This is a genomic window from Streptomyces viridosporus T7A, from assembly GCF_008704515.1.
Taxonomy (GTDB): Bacteria; Actinomycetota; Actinomycetes; order Streptomycetales; family Streptomycetaceae; genus Streptomyces; species Streptomyces viridosporus.
On record NZ_CP023700.1, the window covers coordinates 4,325,112 to 4,351,890 of the forward strand.

Below are 26,779 nucleotides of genomic sequence, written 5' to 3' on the forward strand. Positions count from 1 at the left end.
CTACGCTGTCCGGGTGACGACCTCGGAAGGTGAGCAGGGAGACGGCGGCGCCGGTGCGCGGACGTCGGGCGACGGCGGTGCCTCGCGGCCCGAGGAGCGGCTGGAGCGGGCCGTACGGGCCGCCGAGCAGGCGCTGATCGAGTTCGAGATCGCGGTGGAGACCTTCCGCGTCGAGGTCGAGAACTTCTCCCGGCTGCACGAACAGAAGCTCGGCCCGGTCTACGCCCGCCTCGAGGAGCTGGAGGCCCGGATCCTGGAGGCCAGGGCCGCCCGCACCGGCGACCCCGAGGACCGGCGCCGTGCCGACGAGGCGCGCGCCCGGCTGATGCCGATCCCCGGGGTCGAGGAACTGCTGAACGGCTGGATGGACGGCGACGGCCTCTTCCCGGAGGCCACGGCCATGCTCACGGACCAGCCGGTCCGGCCCCCGCAGCGGGTACGGCCCAGCGAGGAGGCCCGCAGGCTCTACCGCGACCTCGCCCGCAAGGCCCACCCGGACCTGGCGCAGGAGGAGAAGGAACGGCTGCGCCGCGAGGAGTTCATCACCCGCGTCAACGCCGCCTACGCCCGCGGCAACGAGGCCGAGCTGCGGGAACTCGCCGAGGAGTGGGCCGCGGGCCCGGAGCTCAAGCGCGTGCCGAGCGCCGCCGAGGAGCTGTACGCCCGCCTCGAATGGCTGGCCCAGCGCAAGGAACTGCTCACACTGGTCGCCAAGGAACTGGAGGAGAGCGCCATCGGGGCGATGCTGCGCCTCGCCCCGGACGACCCCGACCGGCTGCTGGAGGAGATCGCCGAGCAGCTGCGGGCCCAGGTGACCGAACGCGAGACGGAGCTGGCGGGGCTGCTGGGCTGAGCCCCGGCCCGGCCGGTCCGGTAGCGTCGGGGGCATGAATTTTGGAGCTGGGGTGCCCACGGTCGCGGTCGCGGACCTCGAGGACGGCGACTTCCTGCTCGACGTCCGTGAGGACGACGAGTGGAAGGCCGGTCACGCCGAAGGGGCGCTGCACATCCCGATCAGTGAGTTCGTGGCCCGCTACGGCGAGCTGACCGAGGCCGTCCCGCAGGACGGCCGGGTGCATGTGATCTGCCGTTCCGGCGGACGGTCGGCCCAGGTCACGATGTATCTGGCCCAGCAGGGCATCGACGCCGTGAACGTGGACGGCGGCATGCAGGTGTGGGAGTCCGCCGGCCGCCCCGTCGTCACCGACGACGGGCAGCCCGGCCACGTGCTGTAGGACCGCCGGATCGGGGTCCGGGCCGCTCGGAACGGGCCCGGCCGCCGGGCCGGATGCGGACCGACCGGGTCGGGTGCGGGCCGCCGGGTCGGGCCGGTTCGAGCCGGTCCGGCTCGAACCCGGGAGCGGGGTGGCTCCTACCGGTCGAAGTCCAGTTCCACCTCTTCCGTCACCGGATGCGACTGGCACGCCAGCACATACCCCGCCTCGGTCTCCTCCGCCTCCAGCGCGAAGTTGCGGTCCATCCGCACCTCGCCCGAGACGAGGAAGGCGCGGCAGGTCCCGCACACCCCGCCCTTGCAGGCGTAGGGCGCGTCGGGCCGGTTGCGCAGCACCGTCTCCAGCAGGGACTCGCCGGCCTGCACGGGCCAGGTGCCGCCGCGTCCGTCGAGCCGGGCGGTGACCGTGCTGTGCGCGGGGGCCGGTGCCACCGCGGCCGGTGCCGTGCCGGTGTCCACGTGGAAGATCTCCTGGTGGATGCGGGAGCGCGCCACCCCCAGCCCGCGCAGCGCCCGCTCGGCCCCCTCGACCAGCCCGTACGGCCCGCACAGGAACCAGCCGTCCACCTGGTCCACGGGCAGCAGCGCCGGCAGCAGCCCGGTCAGCCGCTCCTGGTCCAGCCGTCCGGACGGCAGGCCCGCCCGCTGCTCCTCCCGGGAGAGCACCGTCACCAGCTGGAGCCGCTCGGGGTGGCGGTCCTTCAGGTCGGCGACCTCCTCCAGGAACATCGTCGAGGCGGTGGTCCGGTCGCTGCGTACCAGGCAGAAGCGGGCGCGGGGCTCGCGCGCGAGGAGGGTCGAGACGATCGACAGCACCGGGGTGATGCCGCTGCCGCCGACGATCGCCGCGTACCGGCCGGGGGCGGGGCGGAGCGTGAAGCGGCCGGCCGGGGTCATGACCTCCAGCTCGTCGCCGATGCCGATCTCCTTCAGCGCGTAGGTCGAGAAGGCACCGCCCTCGACCAGCCGCACGCCGACCCGGAGCGTGTCCGGTCCCTCGCCGTCGGGTGCGGGGGAGCAGATGGAGTAGGTGCGCCGCAGGTCCACGCCGTCGACGGTGCGCCGCAGGGCCAGGTGCTGGCCGGGCACGTACCGGTACTCCTCGCGGAGGTCCGGCGGGACGGCGAGGGTCAGGGCGACGGAGTCGTCGGTGAGCCGGTCGACCGCGGCCACCCGGAGCCGGTGGAAGCGCGCCATCACAACTCCTTGAAGTGGTCGAACGGTTCACGGCAGGCCAGGCACCGGCGCAGCGCCTTGCACGCGGTGGAGGAGAAACGGCTGAGCAGTTCGGTCTCGGCGGATCCGCAGTGCGGGCAGCGCACGGGGCCGAGGTCCTCCTCCCGCGCGTCCCGGGGGGCGGAGTGGCTGCGGGTCGGCCCGAGCTCCACCCGGACCGGCCCGGACGCCGGCCGCACGCGCGGTGGGGCGATGCCGAACTCCCGGAGCTTGCGCCGCCCTTCGTCGGTGATGTCGTCGGTCGACCAGGCGGGTGCGAGCACCGTGCGGACGGTGACCTCGCGCACCCCGTGCTCGCGCAGCACCCGCTCTATGTCCAGGCTCATCGCCTCCACGGCCGGACAGCCGGTGTACGTCGGAGTCAGTTCGACCTCGACGGCGTCCGTCCCGCGCACGTGCACCGCGCGCACGACCCCCAGTTCGCGCAGGGTCAGCACGGGCAGTTCGGGGTCGGGCACCGAACCGGCGAGCTCCAGGAGTTCCGCCTCCAGCGGGGTGGTGGTCACCATGTCGCCCCCGGGTGACTGCGGTGCAGGTGCTGCATCTCGGCGAGCATGCGGCCGAAGGGCTCGGTGTGCAGGCCCTGGCGGCCCGCGCCGGCCGTCCACGCCCCCGCCCGCGGGCTCTCGGGCACCGTGAGCGTGGCGCGGCGCAGCACCTCTCCGGTCTGCTCCAGCCAGGCCGTCTCCAGACCGGTCCAGTCGGCGTCGAGGCCTTCGACCGGCTGGAACATCTCGCCGGTGTAGCGCCACAGCGCGTCCACGGCACGCTGCATCCGCGCGTGGCTCTCGTCGGTGCCGTCCCCGAGCCGCAGGGTCCACTGCTCGGCGTGGTCGCGGTGGTAGGCGACCTCCTTGACGGCCTTGGCGGCCAGGGGAGCGAACGGGCCGCCCTCCGCGGCCAGTTCGGTGTACAGGAGGTGCTGGTAGGTGGAGAAGTACAGCTGGCGGGTGATGGTGTGGGCGAAGTCGCCGTTGGGCTGCTCCACCAACTGCAGGTTGCGGAAGGCGCGTTCCTCGCGCAGATAGGCCAGCTCGTCCTCGTCGCCGGCCATCGACAGCAGCACCCGGGCCTGGCCCAGCAGGTCCAGCGCGATGTTGGCGAGGGCGACCTCCTCCTCGAGGACGGGGGCGTGGCCGGCCCACTCGCCCAGGCGGTGGGAGAGGACCAGCGCGTCGTCGCCGAGGGCGAGCGCGGCCGTCGTGAGGGCGGTGCCCTCGGCGGGGGGCGTCGTCACAGGTGCTGCACCCCCTCGGGGATCTCGTAGAACGTCGGGTGCCGGTAGGGCTTGTCGGCGGACGGTTCGAAGAACGGGTCCTTCTCGTCGGGCGAGGAGGCGGTGACCGCGGCCGACGGCACGACCCAGATCGAGACGCCCTCGCCGCGCCGGGTGTACAGATCGCGGGCGTTGCGCAGGGCGAGCTCCGCGTCGGGCGCGTGCAGGCTGCCGGCGTGGGTGTGGGACAGTCCGCGGCGCGAGCGCACGAAGACCTCCCACAGGGGCCAGTCGGTGTGGGTCATGCTCGCGTCGCTCCTGTCTCGCCGTTCGCCGGCACGGGCCGGTCGGTTCCGTTCGTGAGCCGGTCGGTTCCGTGCGTGGGCCGGTCGGTTCCGTGTGCGGTGCCGCCGGTGTCGCCGGTGCCGCGGGTGTGCTTGGCCGCGTGGGCCGCTGCCGCCTCCCGGACCCAGGCGCCCTCCTCGTGGGCCCGCCTGCGCCGGTCCAGCCGCTGCGCGTTGCACGGGCCGTTGCCCTTGAGGACCTCCCGGAACTCCGCCCAGTCGATCGGGCCGAAGTCGTGGTGCCCGCGTTCCTCGTTCCACTTCAGGTCCGGGTCGGGGAGGGTGAGGCCGAGCGAGGCGGCCTGGGGGACGCAGATGTCGACGAAGCGCTGGCGCAGCTCGTCGTTGGAGTGCCGCTTGATCTTCCAGGCCATCGACCGGGCGGAGTGCGGGGACTCGTCGTCGGGCGGGCCGAACATCATCAGCGACGGCCACCACCAGCGGTCCACCGCGTCCTGCGCCATCGCGTGCTGCTCCGGAGTGCCCCGGCTCAGGGCGAGCAGCAGCTCGTAGCCCTGGCGCTGGTGGAAGGACTCCTCCTTGCAGATGCGGACCATGGCGCGCGCGTACGGACCGTAGGAGCAGCGGCACAGGGGCACCTGGTTGGTGATCGCCGCGCCGTCCACGAGCCAGCCGATCGCGCCGACGTCCGCCCAGGTCAGTGTGGGGTAGTTGAAGATCGAGGAGTACTTCTGGCGGCCGGAGTGCAGCTTGTCGAGCAGCTCGTCGCGGCTGACGCCGAGCGTCTCGGCGGCGCTGTAGAGGTACAGGCCGTGCCCGGCCTCGTCCTGCACCTTGGCCATCAGGATCGCCTTGCGGCGCAGCGAGGGCGCGCGGGTGATCCAGTTGGCCTCCGGCTGCATGCCGATGATCTCGGAGTGGGCGTGCTGCGCGATCTGCCGGACGAGCGTGGCCCGGTAGTCGTCCGGCATCCAGTCGCGCGGCTCGATCCGCTCGTCGGCGGCGACGGCCGCGTCGAAGGCACGCACGTACTCGGCGGTGTCGGCGGTGCCGTCCGGTGCGTCGTACGGCTGGCTGCGGGCCGTATCGCGGGCGGCTGCTGTCGCCATGGGTCCCCCTCGACCTGGGTTCTTCTCGGGACACGCTCCCGACCGATCGTTCGGTTCGTGCGATTCCATGGTGAGACGGACGCCGCGAGGTGTCAACCGCTGTGGATAACCTGCGGGTGGTGCCGGTGGACAACGGTTGCGGAACGGGATCCGTCGGGGCTGTGCCCGGGCGGGCGGCCCTGAGTACCGTTCCGTGCGGCGGGGCCGGTCGCGCGGAAGCGGTGGGGACGACGCGACGCGCTCGCCGCCGGGCGGGGGTGGTGACGGACGGACCGGAACGGACCGGGAGCGGTATCGGGATCGGGGGGTGGGGCGGACATGGACGCGTACGACGAGGGCTCGGACGCCCGGCACGGGCCGAGCGGGCCGGACCCGCGCCGTGCCCTGCCCGGCCCCGCACCCGCTCCCGACGACCCGGAGGACGCGCCGCGCCGCCGGACGGGCCCGCCCACCCTCGACGACCCGGCGGACCCACCGGCCGCCCCCGATGACCCGGTGGACGGCCCGCCCGCCCCGGTGGACGGTCCGCCCTCCGGGCCCCGTTCCGGTGTGGCCGCCCTCTCCCTCCGCCACCGGATCGGCGCCGCGGTGGCGCTCGTGAGCGTCGCGGCCGGGGTCTGTGTGCACCTCGGCATGACGTTCCTGCACGTGGCACCCGCGAACACGGTCAGCAAGGAACACAGCAGGACGATCGAGGACTGGATCTACCCGGAGTTCGAGCAGAACTGGAAGCTGTTCGCCCCGAACCCGCTGCAGCAGAACATCGCCGTCCAGGCGCGCGCCGAGATCCGGACGACGGACGGAGGAGTGCGGACCACCGGCTGGTACGACCTGTCCGCGCAGGACGGCCGGGCCATCGACGGCAATCCGCTGCCCAGCCACACCCAGCAGAACGAACTGCGGCGCGCCTGGGACTTCCTGATCGCGACGCACGACGACGACAACCGCCCGGTGGGCCTGCGCGGGACGCTGTCCGAGGCGTACCTGCGCCGGATCACGGTGCTGCGCCTCGACCGGGCGGACGCGGTCGGCCCGGGCGGTGTCGTCGACCGGGTCCAGCTCCGCTCGCGCACCACCCAGGTGCCGCCGCCCGAGTGGAGCGAGGAGCAGGTCTCCACCACGCCCGAGTACCGCACGCTGCCCTGGTGGCCGGTGCCGGAGGACGAGGCCCGGGGAGGCCTCGGGTGAACCGCTTCCCCCCGGCGGTCTCCCGTGCCGTCACCCGCGTCACAGACCAGGCGCTCGGCCCCCACCAGACCGCCGTCATACGCATCGGCTTCAGCCTGACCTGGCTGCTGTTCCTGCTGCGCGAGTTCCCCCACCGCCAGGAGCTGTACGGACCCGACAGCCCCTGGGGCTGGGACCTCGCCGACCAGCTCGTCGGGACCAACGGCGCCTTCACCGCGCTGCTGTGGTCGGACGGCCAGGGCTGGTTCGAGGCCGTCTACGCGCTCGCCGTGCTGTGGAGCCTGCTGCTGCTGCTGGGCTGGCGCACCCGCACCGTGTCGGTGCTGTTCATGGTGGGGGTGCTGACGCTGCAGAACCGCAGCGTCTTCATGGGGGACGGCGGCGACAACGTCCTGCACCTGATGTCGATCTACCTCGTGTTCACGCGCTGCGGCCGGGTCTGGTCCCTGGACGCGCGGCGCGCCCGGCGCGAGGCGGAGGCACGCGCGCGCGGGGAGCGGCCGCGGGACCGGGTCGGCCCGGCGCTGTGGGGCGTGCTCGGGTTCCTGCTGCTCGTGGCGACCCTGGCGGGCCGGATGGACGGTGACCGGTTCATACCGGTGCTGCTGTGGGCCGTGTGGGCGGCCCAGGCGCTGTGGTGGCTGGCCGGACGCCGCGCGCGGACCGGGCAGTCGCGGATCCTGCTGGACGTCGTCGCGAACATCGTGCACAACGGCGCCCTGCTGGTGATCATGGCCGAGGTGTGCCTGATCTACGCCACCGCCGGCTGGTACAAGGTGCAGGGCTCCCGCTGGCAGGACGGCACCGCGGTCCACTACCCGCTGCACCTGGAGTACTTCTCCCCCTGGCCGGCCCTCTCCGACCTGCTGTCGGCCAACGGCACCCTGGTGATGCTGGCGACCTACGGGACGGTCGCCGTGCAGGTCGCCTTCCCCTTCACGCTGTTCAACCGGCGGATCAAGAACGTCCTGCTGGCCCTCATGATGACCGAGCACGTGGTGATCGCCGTCGTCCTCGGGCTGCCCTTCTTCTCCCTGGCGATGCTCGCGGCCGACGCGGTCTTCCTGCCGACGTCCTTCCTGCGCCGCCTGGGCGCCCGGGCGGCGCGCGCGGCGGACCGCCTGCGTCCGCGCGGAGGCGGCGCGCCCGTCCCCGGACCGCGGCGCCCGGATGCCCGCGCCGACGGCGCCGACGGGGCGCGGGCGGCGAAGGCGCTTCCCGCGCCCGAAGGGACCCCGCCACCGCGCGCGTAGGCTGCACGGCATGACCGATCCCGTCGCCCTCTGGCACCGGCAGAGCGGCACCGCGGTGCTGCTCGACGGCTTCCACGCCCTCAAGCACGCCGTGCGCTTCCGGGCGGAGGTCCTGGTGGCGGTCACCGCCGACCGGGCCGCCGCGCTCGCCCTCGCCGACGAGCTGGCCCCGGACGTCCGGGACACCCTGGCGGCGCTGCTGACCGAGGTGCCGCACGCGACGTACGCCTCGCTCGTCCCGCGTACGCACCCCACCGCCGTGGCCGCCCTGGCCGTACGCCCCTCCCGCGCGGGCCACCTCGAGAGGCTCGCCCGGACCCCGCGCACCGCTCCCGTCGTGGTCCTGGACCACCCGCGCAACCTGGGCAACGCCGGGGCCGTGATCCGGCTGGCCGCCGGTTTCGGGGCGACCGGGGTCGTCACCACCGGCACGCTCGACCCCTGGCACCCCACCGTCGTGCGCGGCGGGGCCGGGCTGCACTTCGCCACCGCGGTGGAGCGGCTGACCGCCGGGGAGCTGCCGCCCGGTCCGGTCTTCGCGCTCGACCCGGAGGGCGAGGACATCCGCGGGACGAAACTGCCCGACGACGCCCTGCTCGCCTTCGGGTCCGAGCGCAGCGGGCTCTCGCCGGAACTGCGCGCGCGGGCCGACCACCTGATCGCACTGCCGATGCGTCCCATGGTCTCCAGCTACAACCTCGCGACCAGTGTGGCCATGACGCTGTACCACTGGAGCGCCACCGGGGGCGCGCCCGCCTGAGCGCGCCCCGCAGCAGGAGGCCCTACACCTCCCGGCGCACCTCGACCACCCGGAAGCGGTTGGCCACGAACGCGCCGTCGGTGAGCGCCGCGTTGGCCGCCGGGTTGCCGCCGGAGCCGTGGAAGTCGGAGAAGGCGGCCGTCTGGTTGACGTACACCCCGCCGGTGAGGTTGAGGGAGAGCTGGGCGGCCTCCTCCAGGCAGGCCTCGCGCACCGCCTCCTCGACCTCGGGGGAGGTGGTGTACGCGCCGACCGTCATCGCGCCCTTCTCGCGGACGGTGCGCCGCAGCAGCTCCACCGCGTCGTCGGCGGAGTCGACCGCGACGGCGAAGGAGACCGGGCCGAAGCACTCGCTCATGTAGGCGGCCTCGTCGTCCGGCTTGGCGCCGTCCAGCTTCACGATCACCGGGGTGCGGACCACCGCGCCCGGGAACTCCGGGTGGGTGATCTCGCGGGAGGCGAGGGCGACCTCGCCGAGCGAGGCGGCGGCCTCCAGGCGGGCCTTGACGTCCGGGTTGACGAGCGCGCCCAGCAGGCCGCTCGCGCGGGCGTCGTCCCCGAGCAGTCCGTCGACCGCCTTCGCCAGGTCGGCGGCGACCTCGTCGAAGGACTTCGGGCCCTGGTCGGTGGTGATGCCGCCGCGCGGGATCAGCAGGTTCTGCGGGGTGGTGCACATCTGGCCGCTGTACAGCGACAGGGAGAACGCCAGGTTGGCGAGCATCCCCTTGTAGTCGTCCGTCGACTCCACCAGCACCGTGTTGACGCCGGCCTTCTCCGTGTACACCTGCGCCTGGCGGGCGTGGGTCTCCAGCCAGTCGCCGAACTCCGTCGAACCGGTGTAGTCGATGATCCGGATCTCCGGCCGGGTCGCCAGCGACTTGGCGATGCCCTCGCCCGGCCGCTCGGCGGCCAGCGCGACCAGGTTCGGGTCGAAGCCGGCCTCGGTGAGCACCTCGCGCGCGGTGCGCACGGTGAGCGCGAGCGGCAGCACCGCGCGCGGGTGGGGCTTGACCAGGACGGCGTTGCCGGTGGCGAGGGAGGCGAACAGGCCCGGGTAGCCGTTCCAGGTCGGGAAGGTGTTGCAGCCGATGACCAGGCCGATGCCGCGCGGGACCGGGGTGAACCGCTTGGTCAGCTTCAGCGGGTCGCGCTTGCCCTGCGGCTTGGTCCACTCGGCGGTGCCGGGCGTGCGGTCCTGCTCCGCGTACGCGTACGCCACCGCCTCCAGGCCGCGGTCCTGCGCGTGGGGGCCGCCCGCCTGGAACGCCATCATGAACGCCTGGCCGGAGGTGTGCATCACCGCGTGGGCGAACTCGTGCGTCCGGTCGCTGATCCGCTTGAGGATCTCCAGGCAGACCACCGCGCGCGTCTCCGCGCCCGCGTCCCGCCAGGCCCGCATCCCGGCCTTCATGGCCGGCAGCAGGACGTCGGGGTCCGCGTGCGGGTAGCTCACGCCCAGCTCGATGCCGTACGGGGAGACCTCGCCGTCGACCCAGCCGTCCGTGCCGGGCTGGCCGAGGTCGAGGCGGGTGCCGAGCAGGGCGTCGAAGGCGGCCTTGCCCGCCGCCGGGTCCAGACTGCCGTCCTCCCCGTAGGCCTTGGGGTGCTCGGGGTGCGGGGACCAGTACGCGCGCGTGCGGATCGCTTCCAGTGCCTGGTCCAGGGTGGGACGGTGCCGGGCGATCAGCTGCTGCGCGGTGAGTTCGGCGGCCATGGGGACCAACTCCTCGTCTCGGGAACTCTCCGTCGAGTTCATGGACCGGGCAGAAGGAAGGGTGGGAAACGTGGGCGGAAAGAGGCGGTCAGAGTTAGGGTAACCGAACGATCGGTCGGGACAAGGGGATCCGGCGTATCTGTGGAAAACGTCGTGCGGGAGGATCGCGCCCATGACAGCACTCGACCTCAGCAGTCCCGTGGCCGTCGTCGGCACCGGCACCATGGGCCAGGGAATCGCCCAGGTCGCGCTGGTCGCGGGCCATCCCGTACGGCTCCACGACGCCGCTCCCGGCCGGGCCCGGGAAGCGGCCGACGCGATCGGCGCCCGGCTCGACCGACTGGTGGAGAAGGGGCGGCTCACCGCGGCCGACCGGGACGCCGCCCGCGCCCGCCTGCTGCCCGTCGACGAGCTCATCGGCCTCGTCGGCTGCGCCCTGGTCGTCGAGGCCGTCCTGGAGCGGCTCGACGTCAAGCAGGAACTGCTGCGCGCGCTGGAGGACGTCGTCTCCGACGACTGCCTGCTCGCCACCAACACCTCCTCCCTCTCCGTCACCGCGATCGGCGGCGCCCTGCGCGTCCCCGGCCGCTTCGTGGGCCTGCACTTCTTCAACCCCGCCCCGCTGCTGCCGCTGGTCGAGGTCGTCTCCGGGTTCGCCACCGAGGTCTCGTACGCCACGCGCGCGTACGAGACGGCCCGCGCCTGGGGCAAGACCCCGGTCGCCTGCGCCGACACCCCAGGCTTCATCGTCAACCGCATCGCCCGGCCCTTCTACGCCGAGGCCTTCGCGGTGTACGAGTCGCAGGGCGCCGACCCGGCCACCATCGACGCGGTGCTGCGCGAGTCGGGCGGCTTCCGGATGGGCGCCTTCGAGCTGACCGACCTCATCGGCCAGGACGTCAACGAGTCCGTCACCCACTCGGTGTGGCGGTCCTTCTTCCAGGACGTGCGCTTCACCCCCTCCCTCGCCCAGCGCCGGCTGGTCGAGTCCGGCCGCCTCGGCCGCAAGAGCGGCCGGGGCTGGTACGACTACCGGGACGGCGCCGAGCGCCCCGAGCCGCACACCGCCGAGCCCGCCGAGCCGCCCGCGTACGTGGTCGCCGAGGGCGGCCTGGGGCCCGCCTCGGAGCTGCTCGCCCTGATCCGCGAGGCCGGCATCGAGGTGCGCGAGGAGGACGAGGACGAGGGCACCCGCCTGGTGCTGCCCGGCGGCGGCCAGCTGGTCCTCGCCGACGGCCAGACCTCCGTGGAGTTCCACGACGTCGTCTACTTCGACCTCGCCCTCGACTACCGCACGGCCCCGCGCGTCGCCCTGTCCCACTGCCAGGACACCTCCGCGCGGACCGTCGCCGAGGCCACCGGCCTGTTCCAGGCGCTGGGGAAGAAGGTCAGCGTCATCGGGGACGTCCCCGGCATGATCGTCGCGCGCACGGTGGCGCGGATCATCGACCTGGCGCACGACGCCGTCGCCAAGGGCGTCGCCACCGAGGAGGACATCGACACCGCGATGCGGTCGGGTGTGAACTACCCTCTCGGACCCTTCGAGTGGAACCGCCGCCTCGGCCGCGGCTGGGCCGGCTCCCTCCTGGAGGAACTGCACGAGCGCGAACCGTCCGGCCGCTACGCGCCGTCCCTCGCGCTCGGCCGGCACGCCTACGCCTCCGACAAGCGGGAGGACACCCCATGACCACCGCCCGGCGCGACACCTACACCCCGGAGACGCTGCTGTCCGTCGCCGTGCGGGTGTTCAACGAGCGCGGCTACGACGGCACCTCCATGGAGCACCTGTCCAAGGCGGCCGGCATCTCCAAGTCGTCGATCTACCACCACGTGACCGGCAAGGAGGAACTGCTGCGCCGCGCGGTGAGCCGGGCGCTGGACGGGCTCTTCGGCATTCTCGACGAGGAGCGGGCGGGCGCGGGGCGGGCCGCCGAGCGGCTGGAGTACGTCGTCCGGCGGATGGTCGAGGTGCTGATCGCCGAGCTGCCGTACGTGACGCTGCTGCTGCGGGTGCGCGGCAACACGGACACCGAGCGGTGGGCGCTGGAGCGGCGGCGCACGTTCGACCACCGGGTCGCCGAGCTGCTCAAGGCCGCGGCGGCCGACGGGGACGTGCGCGGGGACATAGAGGTGCGCCTGGCGACCCGGCTGGTCTTCGGGATGATCAACTCGATCGTCGAGTGGTACCGGCCGGACGGGCGCGGCATGGACGAGCGCGAGGTGGCCGACGCGGTGGCGCGGCTGGTCTTCGAGGGGCTGCGCAGGGCGCCCTGAGGGGTTTCACCCCTGTGGCTCCAGGTCCTCCTCCTCGAACACCAGCAGGGTGCGGGTGCTGAGCACCTCGGGGATGGCCTGGAGCCGGGTGAGCACCAGTTCGCGCAGGGCCCGGTTGTCGGGCGTGTGCACCAGCAGCAGGACGTCGAAGTCCCCGCCCACCAGGGCGATGTGGGAGGCACCGGGGAGCTGTCTGAGCTGCTCGCGGACGGTGCGCCAGGAGTTCTGGACGATCTTCAGGGTGATGTAGGCGGACGTCCCGTGACCGGCCCGCTCGTGGTCGACGCGGGCGCCGAAGCCGCGGATGACACCGTCCTCGACGAGCCGGTTGATGCGGGCGTAGGCGTTCGCGCGGGAGACGTGGACCTGCTCGGCGACCGAGCGGACGGACGCGCGACCGTCCTGCTGGAGCAGGCGCAGGATGTCCTGGTCGATGGCGTCCAGCGGACGCGGAGGCGGAAGCCGCCAGCTCCCCTCCCGCTCCTCGGCCGCTCCCTCCGACCCTCCGGCCATTCGTTCAGATGCCACCCGCCCCCGCCTCTCCGCCATGGACGTCCTGCCCCCATCTCAGGGTGTGGAGAACCGTTTGTCCACAGCCTGGTACCACCCATAGCCAAAATGTGCCGACGACCGAACAATCGGTTGGTGAGGCACGTCACAGACGCCGTGCCTCCGTCAGCCGTCCCACGAGGAGGTGCCGTCATGACGGTCATGGAGCAGCGGGGGGCCTACCGGCCCGCGCCGCCGCCCGCCTGGCAGCCCCGCATCGACCCCGCGCCGCTGCTGCCCGACGCGGAGCCGTACCGGGTGCTCGGCACCGAGGCGGCCGCGAAGGCCGACCCGGAGCTGCTGCGCCGGCTGTACGCGGAGCTGGTGAAGGGCCGCCGCTACAACGCGCAGGCCACCGCCCTCACCAAGCAGGGCCGTCTCGCGGTCTACCCCTCCAGCACCGGTCAGGAGGCCTGCGAGGTGGCCGCCGCGCTCGTCCTGGAGGAGCGCGACTGGCTCTTCCCGAGCTACCGCGACACCCTCGCCGTCGTCGCGCGCGGCGTGGACCCCGTCGAGGCCCTCACCCTGCTGCGCGGCGACTGGCACACCGGCTACGACCCCTACGAGCACCGGGTGGCGCCGCTGAGCACCCCGCTCGCCACCCAGCTCCCGCACGCCGTCGGCCTCGCCCACGCCGCCCGCCTCAAGGGCGACGACGTGGTCGCCCTCGCCCTGGTCGGCGACGGCGGCACCAGCGAGGGCGACTTCCACGAGGCCCTGAACTTCGCCGCCGTCTGGCAGGCCCCGGTGGTCTTCTTCGTCCAGAACAACGGCTTCGCGATCTCCGTACCGCTGGCCAAGCAGACCGCGGCCCCGTCGCTGGCCCACAAGGCCGTCGGCTACGGCATGCCCGGCCGCCTGGTCGACGGCAACGACGCCGCCGCCGTGCACGAGGTCCTCGCCGACGCCGTCCGGCACGCGCGCGCGGGCGGCGGCCCGACCCTGGTCGAGGCGATCACGTACCGCGTGGAGGCCCACACCAACGCCGACGACGCCACCCGCTACCGCGGCGACGCCGAGGTGGAGACCTGGAAGCAGCACGACCCGATCGTCCTGCTGGAACGGGAACTCACCGCACGCGGCCTGCTCGACGAGGACGGCATCGACGCCGCCCGCCGGGACGCCGAGACCATGGCGGCCTCCCTGCGCGCCCACATGAACCAGGACCCCGCGCTCGACCCCATGGACCTCTTCACCCACGTCTACGCCGAACCCACCCCCCAACTGCTGGAGCAGCGGGCGCAACTGCGGGCGGAGCTGGCGGCCGAGGCCGAGTCGGAAGGGGCACAGCGATGACCACCGTCGCGGTCAAGCCGGCCACCATGGCGCAGGCCCTCACGCGCGCGCTGCGCGACGCCATGGCCGCCGACCCGTCCGTGCACGTCATGGGCGAGGACGTCGGCACCCTCGGCGGTGTCTTCCGCATCACCGACGGGCTGGCCGAGGAGTTCGGCGAGGACCGCTGCACGGACACCCCGCTGGCCGAGGCGGGCATCCTCGGCACGGCCGTCGGCATGGCGATGTACGGGCTGCGCCCGGTCGTGGAGATGCAGTTCGACGCCTTCGCCTACCCGGCGTTCGAGCAGCTGACCTCGCACGTGGCGAAGATGCGCAACCGCACGCGCGGGAAGATGCCCCTGCCGCTCACCATCCGCGTCCCCTACGGCGGGGGCATCGGCGGCGTCGAGCACCACAGCGACTCCTCCGAGGCGTACTACATGGCGACTCCGGGGCTCCATGTCGTCACGCCCGCGACCGTCGCGGACGCCTACGGGCTGCTGCGCGCCGCCATCGCCTCCGACGACCCGGTCGTCTTCCTCGAGCCCAAGCGCCTGTACTGGTCCAAGGACTCCTGGAACCCCGAGGAGCCGGTGCCCGTCGAGCCGATGGGCCGCGCGGTGGTGCGGCGCTCCGGCCGGAGCGCCACACTCATCACGTACGGGCCGTCCGTACCCGTCTGCATGGAGGCGGCCGAGGCGGCCCGGGCCGAGGGCTGGGACCTCGAAGTCGTCGACCTGCGCTCCCTGGTGCCGTTCGACGACGAGACGGTGTGCGCCTCGGTGCGGCGGACGGGACGCGCGGTCGTCGTCCACGAGTCGGGCGGCTTCGGCGGTCCGGGCGGGGAGATCGCGGCCCGGGTCACGGAGCGCTGCTTCCACCACCTGGAGGCGCCGGTGCTGCGTGTGGCCGGGTTCGACCTGCCGTACCCGCCGCCGATGCTGGAGCGCCACCACCTGCCCGGTGTGGACCGGATCCTGGACGCCGTGGGGCGTCTGCAGTGGGAGGCCGAGAGCTGATGACACAGGTGCTGGAGTTCAAGCTCCCCGACCTCGGTGAGGGACTCACCGAGGCGGAGATCGTGCGCTGGCTGGTCGAGGTCGGCGATGTCGTCGCCGTCGACCAGCCGGTCGTCGAGGTCGAGACGGCCAAGGCCATGGTGGAGGTGCCCTGCCCCTACGGCGGCGTGGTCACCGCCCGGTTCGGCGCGGAGGGCACGGAACTGCCCGTCGGCGCCCCGTTGCTGACGGTGGCGGTAGGGGAGCCGGACGGCGACCGCCCGGCGGGAGAGGCGAACGCCTCCACCGCCCGGAGCGAGGGCTCCCGGCCGGAGGGCTCCCGCACGGAGGGCCCCCGCACCGGGGGTTCGGGCAACGTCCTGGTCGGCTACGGCACGTCGGAGGCGCCGGCCCGGCGCCGCCGGGTGCGCCCGACGTCCACCGCGTCCACCGCATCCATCACGCCCACCGCGCCCATCACGCCCACCGCGCCCATGACGCCTGCCACGCCTGCCGCGTCCGCCGTGCCCGCGGCGAACGGACGGCCCCGGCCGGCGGCCGACGGCCCCGTCCCCGTCATCTCGCCCCTGGTGCGCAGGCTGGCCCGGCAGAACGGCCTGGACCTGCGGGAGCTGGCGGGTTCCGGGCCCGACGGACTGATCCTGCGGGCGGACGTGGAGGACGCGCTGCGGGCCGCGCGGGGCCGTACGGGCCGGGCGGTCGACGAGCCGCAGCGGCAGGCGGCGCAGACCCGGCCGTCCCCCGCCGTCGCGGAGGCCGCCCGGACCACCCGCATCCCCCTCAAGGGCATCCGCGGCGCCGTCGCGGACAAGCTCTCCCGCAGCCGTACCGAGATACCGGACGCGACCTGCTGGGTGGACGCCGACGCGACCGAACTGATGCGCACGCGGGCCGCCATGAACGCGTCCGGCGGCCCGAAGATCTCCGTGCTCGCCCTGCTGGCCCGGATCTGCACGGCCGCACTGGCCCGCTTCCCCGAGCTCAACTCCGGCGTGGACACGGAGGCCAGGGAGATCGTCCAGTATGCGGACGTGCACCTCGGGTTCGCCGCGCAGACCGACCGGGGGCTCGTCGTCCCCGTCGTCCGGGACGCGCACATGCGGGACGCGGAATCGCTGACCGCGGAGTTCGCCCGGCTGACCGAGGCGGCCCGGGCCGGGATGCTGACGCCCGCGGAGCTCACGGGCGGCACCTTCACGCTGAACAACTACGGCGTCTTCGGCGTCGACGGCTCCACCCCGATCATCAACCACCCCGAGGCCGCCATGCTCGGCGTCGGCCGCATCGTCCCCAAACCCTGGGTGCACGAGGGCGAGCTGGCGGTACGGCGGGTCGTGCAGCTCTCGCTCACCTTCGACCACCGGGTCTGCGACGGCGGCACGGCGGGGGGCTTCCTGCGGTACGTGGCGGACTGCGTGGAACAACCGGCGGTGCTGCTGCGGACCCTGTGATTCCCGCCGTCCTCCCCTCTCCCGTCGTCCTCCCCTTACCGGCCTCTCCCACCGTGCCCGCCGTTCCCGGCGTGCCCCCGCGTTCTCCGTGACGGCGGGGGCACGCATACTCGGGGGGTGACCGAGTTCGAGCATCCTCGTGATCCCGGCACCGGCCCCGCGCGGAGGCCGGCGCCCGCCACGGACGACGCCGCGTACGACGCCGTCGTGCTCGCCGGTGGTGCCGCCCGGAGGCTCGGGGGCACGGACAAGCCCGGGGTGCGCGTGGGCGGACGGGCCCTGCTCGACCGGGTGCTCGCGGCCTGCGCCGCCGCCCGGACCACGGTGGTCGTCGCCGACCCCCGGCCCACCGAGCGGCCCGTCGTCTGGGCCCGCGAGGAACCGCCGGGCGGCGGACCGCTCGCCGCGCTCGACGCCGGGCTCCGGCACACCACGGCGGACCACGTCGTCCTGCTCTCCGCCGACCTGCCGTTCCTCGACCGGCGTACCGTCGAAGGGCTGGGGGAGGCCCTGCGCCGCTCCACCGCCGACGGCGTGGTGCTGACCGACGCCGACGGCCGGGACCAGCCGCTCGTGGCCGCGTACCGGAGCCCGGCCCTGCGCCGTGAACTGGCCGCGCTCACCGACCGGCACGGCGAACTGACCGGGCTGTCCCTGCGCCGGCTGACCGCCTCGCTGGACCTCGCCCGCGTCGTGGACCCGGTGGCGTCCTTCGACTGCGACACCTGGGACGACATCGCCATTGCCAGAGCACGCATCAGGGAGCATGGGCACGTGTTGGATGAATGGATTTCCGCAGTCAAGGACGAGCTGGGCATCGACCTGGACGTCGACACCGGCGTGCTGCTCGACCTGGCCCGTGACGCCGCCCACGGCGTGGCCAGGCCCGCCGCGCCGCTGACCACCTTCCTCGTCGGCTACGCGGCCGCGCGGGCGGGCGGTGACAAGGAGGCCGTCGCCGAGGCGGCCCGCAAGGCCGAGGCCCTCGCGCTGCGCTGGGCGGACGAGGAGGCCGCCGTTCCCCCGTCCGCGGACGTCGCGCCGGACGCGACCCCCGACAGTCGCCCGGACGCGGGATGACCGCGCATGCCCCCGGGGCCGACGCGGACGCCGACGATCTCGACGTCGAGGAGGCGCTCGCTCTCGTGAAGGAAATCCCCGGCCGCACCCCCGGTGCCCCCCACCCCCCGGACCACCGCCTCCACGCCACCGTCTGGACCGAGGCCCGCGCCCTCGCCGAGCGTGCCGCGCGCCACGGCGGCGGCCGCCGTACCGGTCACCTGACCCCGGTGACCGTGCCCCTGGCCGAGGCCCTCGGCCTCACCCTGGCCGCTCCGCTCACCGCCCTCACCGACCTGCCCTCCTTCGACACCTCGGCGATGGACGGATGGGCGGTCTCCGGACCGGGTCCCTGGCACGTACGGGAGGAAGGGGTCCTCGCCGGGCACACCGAGCACGCACCGCTCACCGACGGCGAGGCCGTCCGCATCGCCACCGGTGCCCGAATTCCCCCGGACACCACCGCCGTGCTCCGCAGCGAGCACGGGCGCACCGACGCCACGGGCCGTCTGCACGTCACCGCGGCCGCCGGAGCACCGCACACGGTCACGCACGGCCAGGACATCCGCCCCCGCGGCCAGGAGTGCCGCAGCGGGGACCAGTTGCTGTCCGCCGGCACCCGGGCGACCCCGGCCGTCCTGGGCATGGCCGCGGCCGCCGGGTACGACACGCTCAGCGTCGTCCCCCGTCCCCGCGTCGACGTGTTCGTCCTCGGCGACGAACTGCTGAGCGAGGGCCTGCCGCACGGCGGGCTGATCCGGGACGCGCTCGGTCCGATGCTGCCGCCCTGGCTGCGCGCACTCGGCGCCGAGGCCACCGCCGTCTGCCGGATCGGCGACGACGAGGACGCGCTGCACGAGGCGCTCACGGCGTCCGACGCGGATGTCGTCGTCACCACCGGCGGCACCGCCGCAGGCCCGGTCGACCATGTCCACCCCACGCTGCGCCGCATCGGCGCCGAACTCCTCGTGGACGGCGTCCAGGTGCGCCCCGGCCACCCCATGCTCCTGGCCCGCACCCGGGAGAACCAGCATCTCGTCGGTCTGCCCGGCAACCCCCTCGCCGCCGTCTCCGGCCTGCTCACCCTCGCCGAGCCCCTGCTGCGGACCCTCGCCGCGCGCCCCGCCCCGGAGCCGTACACGCTGCCGCTGCGGGACGCGGTGCAGGGGCACCCGTACGACACCCGGCTCGTTCCCGTCTCCCTGCGCGGCGACCGGGCCCTGCCGCTGCTCTACAACGGCCCGGCCATGCTGCGCGGCGTCGCGGCGGCCGATGCGCTCGCCGTCGTACCTCCGGGCGGGGCACGGCCCGGCCAGGAGGCGGAACTGCTCGATCTGCCCTGGGCCTCCGGGGGAATCGGGGTGTGTTTCACGTGAAACTTCCGGGCCAGGACGCCATCGCTCGCCAGGCGGACGAACATCTGGTGACCCATCGGGTGAAACTCCCGAGGAAGATGGTGGAGCATCCGATCCGCCAGGTCGTCAAGCGGCTGTCGATGGCTCTGCTGGTGCTCGTGGTGACGGCGTTCATCGTGTACGCCGACCGCGAGGGCTACGCCGACAACTCCGACGGGTCCGTCGACCTCCTCGACGCCTTCTACTATGCAACCGTCACCCTCTCCACCACCGGGTACGGCGACATCACGCCGGTCAGCGACGGTGCCCGTCTGACCAACATCTTCGTCATCACGCCACTGCGCGTGCTGTTCCTGATCATCCTGGTCGGCACCACCCTCGAGGCCCTCACCGAACGCACCCGGGAGGAGTGGCGACTGAACCGCTGGAGGTCCACGTTGCGCGATCACACCGTTGTCGTCGGGTTCGGCACCAAGGGCAGGTCCGCGATCAAGACCGTCTGCGCCACGGGGCTGCGGAAGGAACAGGTCGTGGTGGTCGACCCCAGCGAGAAGGCGATCGACGCGGCCGCGGTGGACGGCTTCGCGGGGGTGATAGGTGATGCCACGCGCAGCGAGGTGCTGAAACGGGCCGAGGTGTACCGGGCGAAGCAGATCATCATCGCCACGCAGCGCGACGACACGGCCGTGCTGGTGACCCTGACGGCCCGCCAGCTCAACCGGAACGCGAAGATCGTGGCCGCCGTGCGCGAGGAGGAGAACGCGCCGCTGCTGAAGCAGTCCGGGGCCGACGCGGTCATCACCAGCGCCAGCGCGGCCGGCCGGTTGCTCGGTCTGTCCGTGCTCAGCCCCGCGGCCGGCATGGTGATGGAGGACCTCATCCAGCAGGGCACGGGGCTCGACATCGTCGAGCGGCCGGTCATAAAGGCCGAGGTGGGCAGGACACCGCGCGAGGTGGACGATCTGGTGGTGAGCGTGCTGCGCGGGCACCGGGTGCTCGGTTACGACGATCCGGCCGTCGGGACGCTGGAGCTGACGGACCGGTTGATCACGATCGTGCGGGTGACGCCGGGCACGCAGGTCGCGCCCGACATCCGCCCGCTCCCGCGGACCTGAGCACGGCCCGCGGGCCCGGCGGCCCGCGGGCCCGACGCCCCCTGCGTTCCCGGTGGTCGTGCGCGCGTTTCCGGCGGTCGTGCGCTCTGGTGGTCGTGCGCGCGTTTTCGGCGGTCGTGTGTTCCCGGTGGTCGTGCGTTCCCCGGTGGTCGTGGAGCCGTGTCGGGTGCGGCTGCCGTCACTTGCGGTTGTAGAGCCGCATCGTGATCGGCCCGAAGACCAGCACGAACAGACCCGCCCACCCCAGTGACCAGGCGATCTCGTCCGCCGGCCAGTCGCCCGCCATCACTCCGCGCACCGCGGACGCGAGGTGGGTGACGGGGCTGTTGTTGACGAACGCCTGGAGCCAGCCCGGCATGGTCCTCGGGTCGACGAAGACATTGGACAGGAAGGTGAGCGGGAAGATCACCATCATGCTGACGCCCATCACCGACTTCTCGGTGCGCAGCATGAGCCCGAACATCGTCCAGATCCACGAGAACGCGAACGCGAACGCCACCAGCAGCGCGATGCCGACGAGCACGCCGGCGACCCCGCCGTCGGGCCGGTAGCCGAGGACCATGCCGACGGTCAGGATCACGACGGACGCGATGGTGTAGCGCAGGGCGTCGCCGAGCAGATAGCCGACCATCGTCGACGGCCGCCAGATCGGCAGGGTGCGGAACCGGTCGAAGACGCCCTTCTCGATGTCCGTGTTGACCGAGACACCGGTGTACATCGTGATCATCACGACCGACATCACCAGGACACCCGGCAGCAGGAACTGGATGTACTCCTTCGGCGACCCGGCCAGCGCCCCGCCGAACAGGTAGGTGTACATCAGCACCATCATGATCGGGAACGCGGTGACGTCGAAGAGCTGCTCCGGCACGTGCTTGATCTTCAAAACCGCGCGCCAGCCGAAGGTCATCGAGGCCGACCAGGCGCTGGGCCGGGGCGGGCGCTCCTCGGCGACCAGCAGCTCGGCGAGGGAATCGGCGCGGACCGGGGCGAGTTCGGTGCTCTCGGTGGTCGTCGCGGTGCTCATGCAGCCACCTCGTCCTTCGGGTCGTGGGAACGGCCGGAGCCGGATGCGTGGGTGTCGTGGCCGGTGAGGGCGAGGAACACCTCGTCCAGGCTGGGCTGGCCGAGGGAGAAGTTGTCGACGGTGACGCCGGCGCGGGCCAGTTCGCCCAGCGCGCGGGCGGCCTGTTCGGCGGCGGTGTCGCGGCTCGCGGCCGCACCGAGGCGGGCGGTCAGCGCCACCGGGTCGGATTCGTCCTGCACCTGTGCGTCGAGGACGCGGCGCAGCAGGTCCGCGGCGAGCGGCCGTTGATCGGGGTCCCGCAGCCGCAGATGGACGGAGCCGGCACCGACGGACGCCTTCAGCTCGCCCTTGGTGCCCTCGGCGATCACCCTGCCGTGGTCGATGACGGCGATCCGGGACGCCAGTTGGTCGGCCTCGTCCAGGTACTGGGTGGTCAGCAGCACGGTCGTGCCCTGGGCGACGACCGCGCGCACGATGTCCCACACCTGGTTGCGGCTGCGCGGGTCCAGACCGGTCGTGGGCTCGTCGAGGAACAGCAGGTCGGGGGTGTTGAGGATGGACGCGGCGATGTCGATGCGCCGTCGCATGCCCCCGGAGTAGTGCTTGACCTGCTTCCCGGCCGCTTCCGTGAGTCCGAAGGCCTCCAGGAGCCGGGCGGCACGGACGCGGGCGGCGGACTTGCCGTGCCCCAGGAGCCGGCCCAGCAGGACCAGGTTCTCGGTGCCGGTGAGGTCCTCGTCCACGGAGGCGTACTGGCCGGTGAGGCTCACCCGGCCGCGCACCTCGTCGGCCTCGCGCACGATGTCGTGGCCGAAGACATGGGCTTCGCCGCCGTCCGGACGCAGGAGGGTGGCGAGCATCTTCACGGTGGTGGTCTTGCCGGCGCCGTTCGGTCCGAGGACCCCGTACACCGTGCCGGCCGGTACGGCGAGGTCGACCCCGTCGACGGCCCGGGTCTCACCGAAGGTCTTGACCAGGCCGGCGGTCTCGATCGCCAGGCCGGACGTCTGCGTGCTCATGCTTCGGGTCCTTCCGCGTGCGTGGGCTACGCCAGGAGAGACCGTCGCCGTCGTGCGAACTCATCGCTCCCGCACCCGTTCTTCCCGCGAACCGGTCCCACGGCCGACGCGGACCCCGCCCCCGGGAGCGGAACGCGCGACCCGGGCCCTCCGTCCCGGCCCGGGAGTCCTTCCCCGGACGTCCCGCCCGCAGAAGCCTTTCCCCGGACCCCGCCCCCGGGAGTCCTTCCCCGGAGCCCCGGCCCCAGGAGTACCGTCCCCCTCATGCATGCGATCACGATTCCCGAACCCGGTGGACCCGAGGCGCTGGTGTGGGACGAGGTCCCCGATCCCGTGCCCGGTGAGGGCGAGGTCCTGGTCGAGGTGGTGGCCGGGGCCGTCAACCGGGCCGACATCCTCCAGCGGCAGGGCTTCTACGACCCCCCGCCCGGCGCCTCCCCGTACCCCGGCCTGGAGTGCTCCGGACGGATCGCCGCGGTCGGACCCGGCGTGGGCGGGTGGGCCGTCGGCGACGAGGTCTGCGCGCTGCTGGCCGGTGGCGGCTACGCCGAGAAGGTGGCCGTCCCGGCCGGTCAGCTGCTGCCCGTCCCCGCGGGGCTCGACCTCAAGCGGGCGGCGGCGCTCCCGGAGGTCGTCTGCACGGTCTGGTCGAACGTCTTCATGGTCGCCCACCTCCGTCCCGGCGAGACCCTCCTCGTGCACGGCGGCTCCAGCGGCATCGGCACCATGGCGATCCAGCTCGCCAAGGCCGTCGGCGCCAGGGTCGCCGTCACGGCGGGGACCAAGGAGAAGCTGGACCGCTGCGCCGAGCTCGGCGCCGACATCCTGATCAACTACCGCGAGCAGGACTTCGTCGCCGAGCTGGAGCGGGCCACCGACGGTGCCGGCGCGGACGTCATCCTGGACAACATGGGGGCCAAGTACCTGGACCGCAACGTCCGGGCCCTCGCCGTCAACGGCCGGCTCGCGATCATCGGCATGCAGGGCGGCGTCAAGGGCGAGCTGGACATCGGCGCCCTCCTGCGCAAGCGCGCCGCCATCAGCGCGACCTCGCTGCGGGCCCGGCCGCTGGAGGAGAAGGCGGCGATCGTGGCGGCCGTACGGGAACACGTGTGGCCGCTCGTCGCCGACGGCCACGTCCGTCCCGTCGTCGACCGGGAGATCCCGATGCCGGACGCGGCCGCCGCCCACCGGGTCGTGGAGGACAGCGGTCACATCGGAAAGGTGCTGCTGGTCGTGGCGGACTGAGCGGCGCCGGCCGTGGGCCCGGCCCGGGGCGACCGCTCCCGGGCCGGGTCAGGACAGGCCGCCGCCCTGGCGCATGCGCAGCGCGATGATGGCGAGCCCCAGACCGAGGCCGATGAGCATCAGCCCGCTGCCGAGCGGCAGGATCCGCAGGACGGGTTCGACGGGGCGTTCGGCGCTCGTGACGGAGTCCGGCGCGGACGTCCGCTCCGGGGCGGAGGACACGGGAACCGCTTCCTGCGACGCCGGCGCCCGCGGGGCGGTGCCGTCGTCCCCCTCGCGCGGTGCGTCGGGCCGGCCGCCGACGTCCGCCGCGTCCGGCCTCCCGGCCCCGGCGTCCGGACCCTCGCCGTCCGCCTCGCCCGGGGCGTGCCCCTTCCACTGCCACGTGTCGCGCGGAGCCTCCTCGGCCGTCTCCCGCCGCCCGGGCCGTTCCCGCCCCTCCCCGGCCCGGCTCCCGGCCCGGGACGGTTCACCGGGGGGAGGGGGAGCAGGGGGAGTGGGAGAGAAGGGGGAAGCCGAGGAGGAGGGCGAGGGAGAGCGGGACACGGGGTGGGCGCCCCGCCCGGTGTCGGAGCCCGGCGGCCCCTCCGCCGCGTGTGCCGCGGGAGGGCCGAAGGGCGTCACGGCGGAGCCGTACGGCATCGCCACCGCCCCCGTTGCCAGGGTGACGCCCGCTCCCAGGGCGACCCCCACCCGCAGGGCGACCCCCGCCCTCGTCGCCCCCCTTGTGCGCAGCCATGACGTCATGGCCGTGACCTCCCGTGCCGACCGGTGCTCGTGCACACCGTCGGCCAGATGGGACGGATGGACGCCAACAGCCTGGCATTCCCCCGCGGAAACGGCATTTCCGGTGCGTCCGCCGGGGTGACCCGAGGACGGGGCGGCGCGTCCGGCCGCTCCGGCACGGTGGAACGGGTCCCTCCGGGGGGGGCGCCGCCACGGGGAGCCGACGGGGTGCGAGAGAATGACGGTATGGAGATGCCGAGGAACGAACGGTCGCCGGAGAAGCCGCAGATCCTGGTCGTGGGCCAGGACGGTATGGCGCTCGGTGGCGGCGCCGGGGACGAGGACTCCCGTGAGACACCGGTGACGGAGCAGGTGGAGCAGCCCGCGAAGGTCATGCGGATCGGCAGCATGATCAAGCAGCTGCTGGAGGAGGTGCGCGCCGCTCCTCTGGACGAGGCCAGCCGGGCCCGGCTCAAGGAGATCCACGCCAGCTCGGTGAAGGAGCTGGAGGACGGTCTGGCACCCGAGCTGGTCGAGGAGCTGGAGCGGCTCTCCCTGCCCTTCACGGACGAGGCGACCCCGAGCGACGCCGAACTGCGGATCGCGCAGGCCCAGCTGGTGGGCTGGCTGGAGGGCCTGTTCCACGGGATCCAGACCACGCTCTTCGCCCAGCAGATGGCCGCACGCGCCCAGCTGGAACAGATGCGCCGCGCCCTGCCGCCCGGCATCGGCGACGGCCACGACGACCCCCACCCGGGCACCCGCTCGGGCGGACCGTACCTCTAGAGGGGGCTCCGGGCGTACGGCCGGACTCGTGTCCGGCCGACGACGGGACACCGCCCCGGTGACCGCCGGTCACCGGGGCGCCGGGAGGGCGGGACGCCTGCGGCGATCGCCGGGGGCCGGAGGGCCGCGGTCCCGTCCGGATCACCGGGCCGGGGCGGCCTCCCGGGTCACTGAGGGGGGTTGCCCGTCGAGACGTAGAGCTGGATCTTGGGCACGTCGTCCTCGTCGACATCCGTGTCGGCGCTCGGGATCTGCCTCATGACCGCGCCGTCGCCGTAGGTGTTCTCGTCGACGGGGATGACCTCGTACTGCCAGCCGGCCGCCTGGAAGCACTCCTTGACCGACTTGATGTTCTTGAACTTGAAGTTCGGGATCTGGATCTTGTCGGGGTCGTTGTGCGACTCCCGCGGCTCCTCGCACTCGTCCTGGTCGATCGTCTTCGTCGTGTCCGGCCCGCGGTAGCCCTCCGCCTTGCCGCTCGTCGACGCCGACGGCGCGGCGCCCCCGCCCTGGTTCTCCTCGCCTCCGCCGTTCAGCGTCAGCGCCGCGATCAGGCCGCCGACGGCGAGGAGGGACACGACGATCGAGCCGATGACCACCGGCTTGTTGTTCCGGCCGCCGCCCGGGCCGCCCTGGACCGAGGTCTGGGGCGCGAGGGTGTACGGCGGCGGGGTCGACGGACCCTGGTGCGGGGAGTACGCCGACGGGGCGGGCGGTGTCCCGTAGCCGCCCTGCTGCGGATACCCGTACGCGGGGGACGGCGCCGGGGCGCCGTACGGGTTCGGGTGCGGGGCCGGCTGGTACGGAGTGTGGACGTTGCCCGCGGACGCCGGGTTCGTCTGGTCGACCGGCGGGAACACCGCGGAGCCGACGCCCGCGCCACTGGGCGTCTGGGTGCCCGGGACGATGCTCGGCGGGGCCGCCCGGAAGGACTGCGCCACCCGCAGGCACTCGCCGCGCATGGCCTCCGCGCTGGGGAAACGCTCGTTCGGGTTCTTCTTCAGCGCGCGGGTGATCAGCGCGTCCACGGCCGGCGGCAGCGAACGGTTGATCGAGGACGCCGTCGGGGGCTCCTCCTGCACGTGCGCGTACGCGATGGCCAGCGGCGAGTCCGCCTCGAACGGCAGCCGCCCGGTGACCAACTGGAACAGCATGATGCCGACCGAGTACAGGTCGCTGCGCGCGTCCACGCCCCGGCCGAGCGCCTGCTCCGGCGAGAGGTACTGCGGGGTGCCGACGACCATGCCGGTCTGCGTCATCGACGTCACGCCGGACTGCATGGCGCGGGCGATGCCGAAGTCCATCACCTTGACCACGCCGCGCTTGGTCATCATCACGTTGCCCGGCTTGATGTCCCGGTGGACCAGCCCCATCTCGTGGCTGATCTCCAGGGCCGCCAGCACGTCCGCGGTGATCTTCAGCGCCTTGTCGGCGGGCATCGCGCCGTACTGGCGCACGTCCTCGTCGAGCACCGAGCCCAGCGGGCGGCCCTCGACGTACTCCATGACGATGTACGGCGTCGTCATGCCGTTGACGTCGTCCTCGCCGGTGTCGAAGACCGACACGATGTTGGTGTGCGTGAGCTTCGCCACGGACTGGGCCTCGCGGCGGAAGCGCTCGCGGAAGGCCTGTTCCCGGCCGAGTTCCGTGTGCAACGTCTTGATGGCGACCTGGCGGTCGAGCACGCTGTCGTAGGCGAGGTGCACCGAGGCCATGCCGCCCTGACCGAGCAGGTCCCGCAGTTGGTACCGCCCGCCGGCGAGAGCCCGCCCCGCGTTGTGGCCCTGTGCGCCGTCCTGGCTCATGTTCCGCGTCCCCCGTAGCCTCTCCGGCGCCGCCTTCGGTGACCGACCCGTCG

The 26,779-nt window shown here is 73.4% G+C and carries 26 protein-coding genes; 15 read left to right on the top strand and 11 right to left on the bottom strand.

The window, feature by feature from the left end:
• Positions 1–13: 13 nt before the first annotated feature.
• Together CP969_RS20070 and CP969_RS20075 are read left to right on the top strand one after the other, a co-directional pair.
• Positions 14–853, top strand: coding sequence for a hypothetical protein (locus CP969_RS20070; protein ID WP_026085038.1), 840 nt, complete (start codon positions 14–16; stop codon positions 851–853).
• Between the two features lie 52 nt (positions 854–905).
• Positions 906–1,235, top strand: a complete 330-nt coding sequence (locus tag CP969_RS20075; RefSeq protein ID WP_016825458.1) for a rhodanese-like domain-containing protein — start codon at positions 906–908, stop codon at positions 1,233–1,235.
• A 137-nt stretch (positions 1,236–1,372) separates the two neighbouring features.
• On the opposite strand, the gene paaE is transcribed toward CP969_RS20075, so the two are convergent.
• From paaE to paaA, 5 genes are read right to left on the bottom strand one after another with little or no spacing between them, the layout of a single operon-like run.
• Positions 1,373–2,431 (bottom strand): 1,2-phenylacetyl-CoA epoxidase subunit PaaE, encoded by a 1,059-nt coding sequence (gene paaE / locus CP969_RS20080; RefSeq protein ID WP_016825457.1) that lies wholly within the window; start codon positions 2,429–2,431, stop codon positions 1,373–1,375.
• Positions 2,431–2,979 carry a 1,2-phenylacetyl-CoA epoxidase subunit PaaD gene (gene paaD / locus CP969_RS20085; protein ID WP_016825456.1) on the bottom strand — a complete coding sequence of 183 codons (549 nt, stop codon included), beginning with the start codon at positions 2,977–2,979 and terminating at the stop codon, positions 2,431–2,433. Before paaD ends, paaE begins: the two co-directional genes overlap by 1 nt.
• On the bottom strand, positions 2,973–3,707 hold the full coding sequence (gene paaC / locus CP969_RS20090) for a 1,2-phenylacetyl-CoA epoxidase subunit PaaC (RefSeq protein ID WP_016825455.1): 735 nt from the start codon (positions 3,705–3,707) through the stop codon (positions 2,973–2,975). The genes paaD and paaC overlap by 7 nt, the downstream gene beginning before the upstream one ends.
• Positions 3,704–3,991: a 1,2-phenylacetyl-CoA epoxidase subunit PaaB gene (paaB, locus tag CP969_RS20095; protein ID WP_016825454.1), complete on the bottom strand. Its 288-nt coding sequence runs from the start codon at positions 3,989–3,991 to the stop codon at positions 3,704–3,706. Before paaB ends, paaC begins: the two co-directional genes overlap by 4 nt.
• Positions 3,988–5,100 (bottom strand): 1,2-phenylacetyl-CoA epoxidase subunit PaaA, encoded by a 1,113-nt coding sequence (paaA, locus tag CP969_RS20100; protein WP_016825453.1) that lies wholly within the window; start codon positions 5,098–5,100, stop codon positions 3,988–3,990. Before paaA ends, paaB begins: the two co-directional genes overlap by 4 nt.
• 318 nt (positions 5,101–5,418) lie before the next feature.
• Here paaA and CP969_RS20105 point away from each other — a divergent pair, with 318 nt between their 5' ends.
• Genes CP969_RS20105 through CP969_RS20115 form a run of 3 tightly spaced genes read left to right on the top strand, consistent with a single transcriptional unit; the run spans position 5,419 to position 8,301 of the window.
• Positions 5,419–6,288, top strand: coding sequence for a DUF5819 family protein (locus CP969_RS20105; RefSeq protein WP_016825452.1), 870 nt, complete (start codon positions 5,419–5,421; stop codon positions 6,286–6,288).
• Complete coding sequence (locus CP969_RS20110; protein WP_016825451.1) at positions 6,285–7,541, top strand: HTTM domain-containing protein; 1,257 nt, start codon at positions 6,285–6,287, stop codon at positions 7,539–7,541. The genes CP969_RS20105 and CP969_RS20110 overlap by 4 nt, the downstream gene beginning before the upstream one ends.
• A gap of 10 nt (positions 7,542–7,551) precedes the next feature.
• Entirely contained in the window at positions 7,552–8,301 is a 750-nt protein-coding gene (locus tag CP969_RS20115) for a TrmH family RNA methyltransferase (protein WP_026085037.1), read from the top strand.
• Between the two features lie 22 nt (positions 8,302–8,323).
• Here CP969_RS20115 and paaN read toward each other — a convergent pair whose 3' ends face one another.
• Positions 8,324–10,015 (bottom strand): phenylacetic acid degradation protein PaaN, encoded by a 1,692-nt coding sequence (paaN, locus tag CP969_RS20120; RefSeq protein ID WP_016825449.1) that lies wholly within the window; start codon positions 10,013–10,015, stop codon positions 8,324–8,326.
• Positions 10,016–10,187: 172 nt separating this feature from the next.
• Here paaN and CP969_RS20125 point away from each other — a divergent pair, with 172 nt between their 5' ends.
• Together CP969_RS20125 and CP969_RS20130 are read left to right on the top strand one after the other, a co-directional pair.
• The gene (locus tag CP969_RS20125; RefSeq protein ID WP_016825448.1) at positions 10,188–11,702 is read left to right on the top strand and encodes a 3-hydroxyacyl-CoA dehydrogenase; all 1,515 of its coding nucleotides are present in this window, start codon (positions 10,188–10,190) and stop codon (positions 11,700–11,702) included.
• Entirely contained in the window at positions 11,699–12,289 is a 591-nt protein-coding gene (locus tag CP969_RS20130) for a TetR/AcrR family transcriptional regulator (protein WP_016825447.1), read from the top strand. The genes CP969_RS20125 and CP969_RS20130 overlap by 4 nt, the downstream gene beginning before the upstream one ends.
• A 6-nt stretch (positions 12,290–12,295) precedes the next feature.
• On the opposite strand, the gene CP969_RS20135 is transcribed toward CP969_RS20130, so the two are convergent.
• Positions 12,296–12,802 (bottom strand): Lrp/AsnC family transcriptional regulator, encoded by a 507-nt coding sequence (locus tag CP969_RS20135; RefSeq protein WP_016825446.1) that lies wholly within the window; start codon positions 12,800–12,802, stop codon positions 12,296–12,298.
• Positions 12,803–12,991: 189 nt separating this feature from the next.
• Between CP969_RS20135 and pdhA the strand changes: the two genes are divergently transcribed.
• The 6 genes from pdhA (at position 12,992) to CP969_RS20165 (ending at position 20,115) form a co-directional block, all read left to right on the top strand.
• Positions 12,992–14,134, top strand: a complete 1,143-nt coding sequence (gene pdhA / locus CP969_RS20140) for a pyruvate dehydrogenase (acetyl-transferring) E1 component subunit alpha (protein ID WP_004985820.1) — start codon at positions 12,992–12,994, stop codon at positions 14,132–14,134.
• Positions 14,131–15,135, top strand: a complete 1,005-nt coding sequence (locus tag CP969_RS20145; RefSeq protein ID WP_004985814.1) for an alpha-ketoacid dehydrogenase subunit beta — start codon at positions 14,131–14,133, stop codon at positions 15,133–15,135. The genes pdhA and CP969_RS20145 overlap by 4 nt, the downstream gene beginning before the upstream one ends.
• Positions 15,135–16,586 carry a dihydrolipoamide acetyltransferase family protein gene (locus CP969_RS20150; RefSeq protein WP_016825445.1) on the top strand — a complete coding sequence of 484 codons (1,452 nt, stop codon included), beginning with the start codon at positions 15,135–15,137 and terminating at the stop codon, positions 16,584–16,586. Before CP969_RS20145 ends, CP969_RS20150 begins: the two co-directional genes overlap by 1 nt.
• Before the next feature lie 117 nt (positions 16,587–16,703).
• On the top strand, positions 16,704–17,666 hold the full coding sequence (locus CP969_RS20155; protein WP_016825444.1) for an NTP transferase domain-containing protein: 963 nt from the start codon (positions 16,704–16,706) through the stop codon (positions 17,664–17,666).
• Entirely contained in the window at positions 17,663–19,021 is a 1,359-nt protein-coding gene (locus CP969_RS20160) for a molybdopterin molybdotransferase MoeA (RefSeq protein ID WP_016825443.1), read from the top strand. The genes CP969_RS20155 and CP969_RS20160 overlap by 4 nt, the downstream gene beginning before the upstream one ends.
• Positions 19,018–20,115: a potassium channel family protein gene (locus CP969_RS20165; RefSeq protein WP_004985803.1), complete on the top strand. Its 1,098-nt coding sequence runs from the start codon at positions 19,018–19,020 to the stop codon at positions 20,113–20,115. Before CP969_RS20160 ends, CP969_RS20165 begins: the two co-directional genes overlap by 4 nt.
• A gap of 178 nt (positions 20,116–20,293) precedes the next feature.
• On the opposite strand, the gene CP969_RS20170 is transcribed toward CP969_RS20165, so the two are convergent.
• Together CP969_RS20170 and CP969_RS20175 are read right to left on the bottom strand one after the other, a co-directional pair.
• A complete protein-coding gene (locus CP969_RS20170; RefSeq protein WP_004985801.1) occupies positions 20,294–21,142 on the bottom strand; it encodes an ABC transporter permease in 849 nt (282 codons plus the stop codon).
• On the bottom strand, positions 21,139–22,161 hold the full coding sequence (locus tag CP969_RS20175; protein WP_004985799.1) for an ATP-binding cassette domain-containing protein: 1,023 nt from the start codon (positions 22,159–22,161) through the stop codon (positions 21,139–21,141). The genes CP969_RS20170 and CP969_RS20175 overlap by 4 nt, the downstream gene beginning before the upstream one ends.
• A gap of 264 nt (positions 22,162–22,425) precedes the next feature.
• Here CP969_RS20175 and CP969_RS20180 point away from each other — a divergent pair, with 264 nt between their 5' ends.
• Complete coding sequence (locus tag CP969_RS20180; protein WP_016825441.1) at positions 22,426–23,409, top strand: NAD(P)H-quinone oxidoreductase; 984 nt, start codon at positions 22,426–22,428, stop codon at positions 23,407–23,409.
• Positions 23,410–23,457: 48 nt separating this feature from the next.
• Here the strand turns inward: CP969_RS20180 and CP969_RS33890 are convergent, their stop codons facing one another.
• Complete coding sequence (locus CP969_RS33890) at positions 23,458–23,631, bottom strand: hypothetical protein (protein ID WP_016825440.1); 174 nt, start codon at positions 23,629–23,631, stop codon at positions 23,458–23,460.
• 750 nt (positions 23,632–24,381) lie between these two features.
• On the opposite strand from CP969_RS33890, the gene CP969_RS20190 reads away from it, so the two are divergent.
• On the top strand, positions 24,382–24,921 hold the full coding sequence (locus CP969_RS20190; RefSeq protein ID WP_004985794.1) for a bacterial proteasome activator family protein: 540 nt from the start codon (positions 24,382–24,384) through the stop codon (positions 24,919–24,921).
• 167 nt (positions 24,922–25,088) lie between these two features.
• On the opposite strand, the gene CP969_RS20195 is transcribed toward CP969_RS20190, so the two are convergent.
• Positions 25,089–26,726, bottom strand: a complete 1,638-nt coding sequence (locus tag CP969_RS20195; protein ID WP_004985793.1) for a protein kinase domain-containing protein — start codon at positions 26,724–26,726, stop codon at positions 25,089–25,091.
• Between the last annotated feature and the right edge of the window lie 53 nt (positions 26,727–26,779).